Genomic DNA, 6,000 nt, shown 5'->3' with positions numbered 1-6,000 from the left:
CCACGCATGAACCTGGTGACCGGCGATTACGCCCGCAGCAAGGGCGCCACCACCGCCGGTGTGCGGCCCGAGCACCTGAAGCTGTCGAAGGACAGCGGCCTGTGGCAGGGCAAGGTCACGGTTGCCGAACATCTCGGATCGGATACCTTCCTGCACCTCGACGTCCAAGGCATCGGCCCGATTACCGCAAGGACCGATGGCGAGTTCGAATGCAGGCATGGAGATACCGTCTTCATCACGCCCGACGAGACCAAGATCCACAGGTTCGATGACAAGGGTATCGCAATATGACGGGGAGACTGGAAGGCAAATCCGCGCTGATAACAGGTTCGGCGCGCGGCATCGGCCGCGCCTTTGCCGAAGCCTATATACGCGAGGGGGCAACCGTCGCCATTGCCGATATCGATTTCGAACGCGCCAGCAAGACCGCCCGCGAGATCGGCGAAAATGCCTATGCCGTCGAACTTGACGTCACCAAGCAGCATTCCATCGAGACAGCCATTCGCACCGTGGAAGGCCAGACGGGTGGGCTCGATATCCTCATCAACAATGCCGCGCTGTTCGATCTGGCACCGATTGTCGAGATCAAACGCGAGAGCTACGAAAAACTGTTTTCGATCAACGTGTCCGGCACGCTGTTCATGATGCAGGCCGCCGCAAAAACAATGATTGCTCGGGGAAAAGGCGGCAAGATCATCAACATGGCAAGCCAGGCGGGCCGGCGCGGCGAGGCCTTGGTGGCGGTTTATTGCGCCACCAAGGCCGCCGTCATCAGCCTCACCCAATCGGCGGGGCTCGATCTCATCAGGCACGGCATCAACGTCAATGCGATTGCGCCGGGTGTGGTCGATGGCGAGCACTGGGACGGCGTGGATGCGCTGTTTGCGAAATATGAAAACCGCCCTGCTGGTGAAAAGAAGCGGCTGGTCGGGGAGGCCGTACCCTTCGGCCGCATGGGCCGTGCCGAAGACCTGACCGGCATGGCGATCTTCCTTGCCTCCGATGAGGCCGAATACATCGTCGCCCAGACCTATAATGTCGACGGCGGCAACTGGATGAGCTGAGTATCGGGCGTCTGCCGCCCGGCCTTGGCACGAACAACGTTTCCCCTTCGAGGATCGTGACATGACATGCAAACTCTCCCTCGCAACGCTTGATGAAGCCAGAAAAACGGCGGCGGTTCCGGCCTATTCCCGGGCCGATCTTTCCGCCGGCATCGTGCATTTCGGCGTCGGCAATTTCCACCGCGCCCATCAGGCGGTCTATCTGGATGACCTGTTCAACACGGGCGCGGACCATGACTTCGCTATCATCGGCGCGGGCGTTCTGCCCTCCGATGCAGTGATGCGTGAAAAGCTTGCCGCGCAGGATTTCCTGACGACGGTGGTGGAGCAGGACAATAACCGCACCGGTGCGCGCGTTACCGGGCCGATGATCGACATATTGCCGGTTGGTGACAGCAAGGCCATCATCGATAAGCTGGCAGACCCGAAAATCCGCATCGTTTCCATGACGATCACTGAAGGCGGGTATTTCATCGATGCCGCCGGTTCCTTCAACCCGCAGCATCCGGCCATTGCCGAGGATGGCAGAAACCCGGCTTCGCCGAAAACCGTGTTCGGCCTCATCGTCGCCGGGCTGAAGGCACGACGGGACAAAGGGCTGCAACCCTTCACCGTCATGTCCTGCGATAACATTCCGCATAATGGCAAGGTCACGAAAAATGCCGTGGTCGGCCTGGCGGCTCTCTCGGATCCGGCTTTCGCCAACTGGATCGGCGAAAACGTCGCTTTTCCGAATTCCATGGTCGACCGCATTACGCCCGCGACAGGCGAGCGCGAACGCAATATCGCCCGCGATGATTTCGGCATCGAGGACAATTGGCCGGTCTTCTGCGAAGAGTTCAAGCAATGGGTTATGGAGGATAATTTCCCTGCGGGTCGCCCGGCGCTGGAAAAGGCCGGCGTGCAGTTCGTGAAGGATGTCGCGCCCTATGAGCATATGAAAATCCGCATCCTCAATGGCGGCCATGCGGCAATCGCCTATCCGGCGGCTCTGCTCGATATTCATTTCGTGCATGAGGCCATGGAACACCCGCTGATCCGGGCGTTTCTGGCAAAGCTCGAAAAGGAAGAGATCATTCCGGTCATTCCGCCGGTTCCCGATACGAATCTTGCCGATTATTTCGGGTTGATCGAACGGCGTTTCCTCAATCCGAAAATCGGTGACACCATTCCGCGTCTGGCGCAGGATGGCTCCAACCGCCAGCCGAAGTTCATTCTGCCCTCCACCGCCGACCGTCTGGCGCGCGGCGAAGATATTGTCGGCCTGTCGCTGGTTTCGGCGCTCTGGTGCCGTTATTTCCAGGGCACCTCCGACAGCGGCAAGGAAATCGCCTTCAACGATGCGAGCGCCGAGCGGCTTCAGGCGGCGGCGATCAAGGCCAAGGACGATCCGATGGCCTTCCTCGCGCTTAGCGATATTTTCGGGGAGGTTGCCGAATCGGCGCTTTTCCGTAAACGCTTCGCTCACGCATTGGCGACGTTGTGGCAAGAAGGCACGGCGAAGACCTTGCAGCTTTATCTGGACGACAAGCTGGCTGAAAAGTGACCAAGAGATGCAAGACGGGACCGGACCTCTTCTGATTTTCGACTGCGACGGCGTTCTCGTCGACAGCGAACCGGTCTCCATCTCGGTTCTTCTCGACATGCTCTCCCATCTCGGCGTCGAGATGGGGGAGGAGGAAGCCTATAACCGCTTTCTCGGACGCAGCGTTGCCAGCATGACGACGACGCTGTTTGAGGATTACGGTGTCGAGACCGATATCGATTTTCTCGACCATATGCGCGCAACATTGTTCGAGCGTTTCCGTACCGAACTCAGGCCCATTGACGGCATTGCCGAAACGCTGGACAGGCTTGTGGGCCTGAAACGCTGCGTTGCCTCTTCCAGCCAGCCGGAGCGCATCCGTTATTCGCTGGGGCTGACCGGCCTGATCGACAAATTCGAACCGCATGTCTTCAGCGCCACCATGGTGAAGAACGGCAAGCCGGCACCCGATCTTTTCCTGCATGCCGCGCGTGAAATGGGCGCTGATCCGCGTCACTGCATCGTGATCGAGGACAGCCCGGCGGGCATTGCGGCGGCAAAGGCAGCCGGCATGGCGGTTTTTGCCTTTACCGGCGGCTCGCATGCGCGGTTTCCCGCATTCCGGGAAAAGATCGCGGGTCTCGGGGCCGATGCCACGTTTGACGCGATGCCGGATTTGGTCCAACTTGTCGACGGTTATGTGGGGAAGGGCGGTTTTGACAGCCGGGTGGCACGTGACGCAGGCTGAAGCAAACCTTGCCTGCCGCCGCCGGGACGTCGTTGCGCAAGGGATGGAATTGAAGTCTTGATGCGTCAGAATCTCGTGGCTGTCGATGTCGGTACGGCGAGCGCGCGCGCAGGGATTTTCGATCCGGCCGGCCGGCTTCTCGCCCGCTCCACCCATCCCATCCTGATGCAGAGGCCGCAGGAAAACCACGCCGAACATGATTCCACCGACATATGGAACGCAGTCTGCATCGCGGTCAGGGCAGCGCTTGCCGAGGCGGCTGTTTCGCGCGAAAGCATTGCCGCCATCGGGTTCGACGCCACCTGCTCGCTGGTTATCCGCGACGAAAAGGGAGGGCCGGTTTCGGTCTCCGTCACTGGCAAAGACAAGTTCGACACGATCGTCTGGCTTGACCACCGCGCGATCGCCGAGGCCGACCGGCTGACGGCATCCGGCCACCGGGTTTTGGATTTTGCCGGTAACAGCGTGTCGCCGGAAATGCAGATGCCGAAGCTGATGTGGCTGAAGAAGAATTTGCCGGCAAGCTGGGCCCGCATGTCTTTCGCCTTCGATCTGGCGGATTTCCTCACCTGGAAAGCGACCGGTTCGGCGAAGCGTTCAAATTGCACGCAGACGGCGAAGTGGAATTTCCTGGCGCAGGAAAATCCCGGCTGGCAGGCGGATTATCTCGAACTGGCCGGGCTTGGTGATCTGAAGGAACGGGCCGGGCTGCCCGACACCACGGTGATGCCGGGGGAAAGCATCGGTCCGTTGTCGCCTGAAGCGGCGGCAGAACTTGGTCTGGATACGGGTTGCCAGGTGGCGGCGGGCATGATCGATGCCTATGCGGGTGCGCTCGGCGCGCTTGGCGGATGCCTTTCGGGGGATGTGGGCCGGCATGTGGCGCTGATTGCCGGTACCTCAAGCTGCCTTGTCGCCATGTCCGAGCGGCAGATGCCCGGCCACAGCCTCTGGGGTCCCTATTGGCAGGCGATCCTGCCCGGCCATTGGCTGGTGGAAGGCGGGCAATCGGCCACCGGCGCGCTGCTCGATCATATCGTGCGCATGCATGCGGCGGGTGGTGAGCCGGATACGGCGCTGCATGCCCGGATCGTTGCGCGGGTGGCTGAGTTGCGCGCGCTCGAGGGCGAGGCCTTCGCTGATCGGCTGCATGTGCTGCCGGATTTCCACGGCAACCGCTCGCCGCTGGCTGATCCGCACGCCGTCGGCGTCATCAGCGGGCTGACGCTGGATACGTCTTTCGACAGTCTCTGCCGGCTTTACTGGCGCACCGCAGTGGCAATCGCGCTTGGCGCGCGCCATGTTCTCGATGCCATGGAGCGCTTCGGTTATGCGGTGGAAAGTCTGCATGTCACCGGAGGCCATGTGAAGAACCGGCTCCTGATGGAACTTTACGCTGATGTGACCGGCAAACGCATCGTGGTTCCCGCCACAGCCGATGCCGTTCTTCTCGGCACGGCAATGACGGCGGCCGCCGCCGGCGGCGTGCATGCGGATCTTGCGGCGGCGGGAGCCGCCATGTATCCGGGCAATGCGGAAATTTCCGGAAATCCAGCGCTTGCATCCCGCTATGAGCGAGATTATCGCCGGTTTCTTGCCATGTACCGCCATCGCCAGGAGTTGGAAAGCCTCTGATTTTGGCAAGAATGTTGGGCGATGGCGTCGCCGCATATTTCTTCTCCCCGCCGGGGAGACGAAATACGCGGTACCCGCTCGATCCATATGCCCGTAGGACGCAGATCAGATGCCCAGCGAGCGTTTCAGGCCTGTGAGGTTTTTCATGCGCGTCCTGCGCGTCTCGTCCGCGCCGGCAATCAGGCTGCAGAGCGTGAATTCCATCAGTGCGACGAGTTGCAGCAGGCCTTGGCCGCCATTCTGGGCGTGCGGCATGGCAAGATAGATATCGGCGCTTTCAGGTCCCCATTCATAGAAGCGGGTGGTGATCAAAAGGGTTCTGTAGCCGCTCTTGCGCGCCGTGGATGACAGGTTCTGCAGCGGTGACAGGCTGCCACCGCAATCCATGAGGATGAGAAGGGCTTTTGCCGGCTCAAAATCCCATAACGTCACATAAGCGGCGCTGTCGCTGCCGAGATAATGGACCTGCTTGCGGTATTCCAGCAATCGCCCGTGAAAGTGGCGTCCTGTCCCCATGCCTTCGGGAGATGTGGCCAGAAAAACGTCGGGCGTCGAGGCAATCTCGTTCATCGCCAGACGCCAGATCGGCTGTGAGGTCATGTCGAAAGCGGTCTGAATGGCCTGTATCTGCTGCGACAGAAGCTGCGAAAACGGATTGGACTGTTCGCTGCTTCCAGACGATGCGGGCTGTTCCTCACCAACCACTTCCTCCGCATGGCGCAGATCGGCACGGATATCGCTGAATTGCCGGTATCCGAGCGAACGCAGGAAGCGGCCCACCGTCATCGGGCTGAGGCCGAGCTTTGCAGCCAGTGTCTGCGCCGTTTCGAATGGCAGCTCGTCCAGATGCTCGATCAGATATTTGGCGATCTTGCGCTCGGAGGGTGTGCCAGCCTTCATGGCACGCGTGAGGTTCAACAGCAGCTTTTCCACCAACGCCTCATTCTTATGATTATTGAACGATGATGCATGCGCGCGCGCAAAACAGCGTGCGAACCGCGTTTTGACGGTGGGGGAAGCTTTTCCGG

At 60.5% G+C, this 6,000-nt stretch carries 6 protein-coding genes; 5 read left to right on the top strand and 1 reads right to left on the bottom strand.

Going from position 1 to position 6,000, the window contains the following annotated elements; genetic code table 11:
• From OK142_RS16320 to OK142_RS16300, 5 genes are all read left to right on the top strand, one after another.
• Window positions 1–291: TOBE domain-containing protein (locus OK142_RS16320; RefSeq protein WP_498683911.1), on the top strand; the 291-nt coding region annotated here is incomplete at its 5' end.
• Window positions 288–1,064 (top strand): L-iditol 2-dehydrogenase, encoded by a 777-nt coding sequence (locus tag OK142_RS16315; RefSeq protein ID WP_498683910.1) that lies wholly within the window; start codon window positions 288–290, stop codon window positions 1,062–1,064. The genes OK142_RS16320 and OK142_RS16315, both read left to right, overlap by 4 nt.
• Before the next feature lie 61 nt (window positions 1,065–1,125).
• Entirely contained in the window at window positions 1,126–2,610 is a 1,485-nt protein-coding gene (locus tag OK142_RS16310) for a mannitol dehydrogenase family protein (RefSeq protein WP_498683908.1), read from the top strand.
• A 7-nt stretch (window positions 2,611–2,617) separates the two neighbouring features.
• The gene (locus tag OK142_RS16305) at window positions 2,618–3,337 is read left to right on the top strand and encodes an HAD family hydrolase (protein WP_498683905.1); all 720 of its coding nucleotides are present in this window, start codon (window positions 2,618–2,620) and stop codon (window positions 3,335–3,337) included.
• A 60-nt stretch (window positions 3,338–3,397) separates the two neighbouring features.
• Complete coding sequence (locus OK142_RS16300) at window positions 3,398–4,972, top strand: FGGY-family carbohydrate kinase (protein WP_498683903.1); 1,575 nt, start codon at window positions 3,398–3,400, stop codon at window positions 4,970–4,972.
• Window positions 4,973–5,077: 105 nt separating this feature from the next.
• Here OK142_RS16300 and OK142_RS16295 read toward each other — a convergent pair whose 3' ends face one another.
• Window positions 5,078–5,908 (bottom strand): MurR/RpiR family transcriptional regulator, encoded by an 831-nt coding sequence (locus OK142_RS16295; RefSeq protein WP_498683902.1) that lies wholly within the window; start codon window positions 5,906–5,908, stop codon window positions 5,078–5,080.
• Window positions 5,909–6,000: the final 92 nt, after the last annotated feature.

Origin of the sequence: Agrobacterium sp. BT-220-3 (assembly GCF_025910175.1) — a bacterium.
In the GTDB taxonomy this organism is placed as follows: Bacteria; Pseudomonadota; Alphaproteobacteria; order Rhizobiales; family Rhizobiaceae; genus Agrobacterium; species Agrobacterium oryzihabitans.
This window is presented reverse-complemented; position numbering and strand designations above follow the sequence as displayed.

Excerpts from the sequence above, each read along its gene's own strand:
- OK142_RS16300 (WP_498683903.1), top strand. The coding sequence starts at position 3,398 with ATGCGTCAGAATCTCGTGGCTGTCGATGTCGGTACGGCGAGCGCGCGC.
- OK142_RS16310 (WP_498683908.1), top strand. The coding sequence starts at position 1,126 with ATGACATGCAAACTCTCCCTCGCAACGCTTGATGAAGCCAGAAAAACG.
- OK142_RS16305 (WP_498683905.1), top strand. The coding sequence starts at position 2,618 with ATGCAAGACGGGACCGGACCTCTTCTGATTTTCGACTGCGACGGCGTT.
- OK142_RS16315 (WP_498683910.1), top strand. The coding sequence starts at position 288 with ATGACGGGGAGACTGGAAGGCAAATCCGCGCTGATAACAGGTTCGGCG.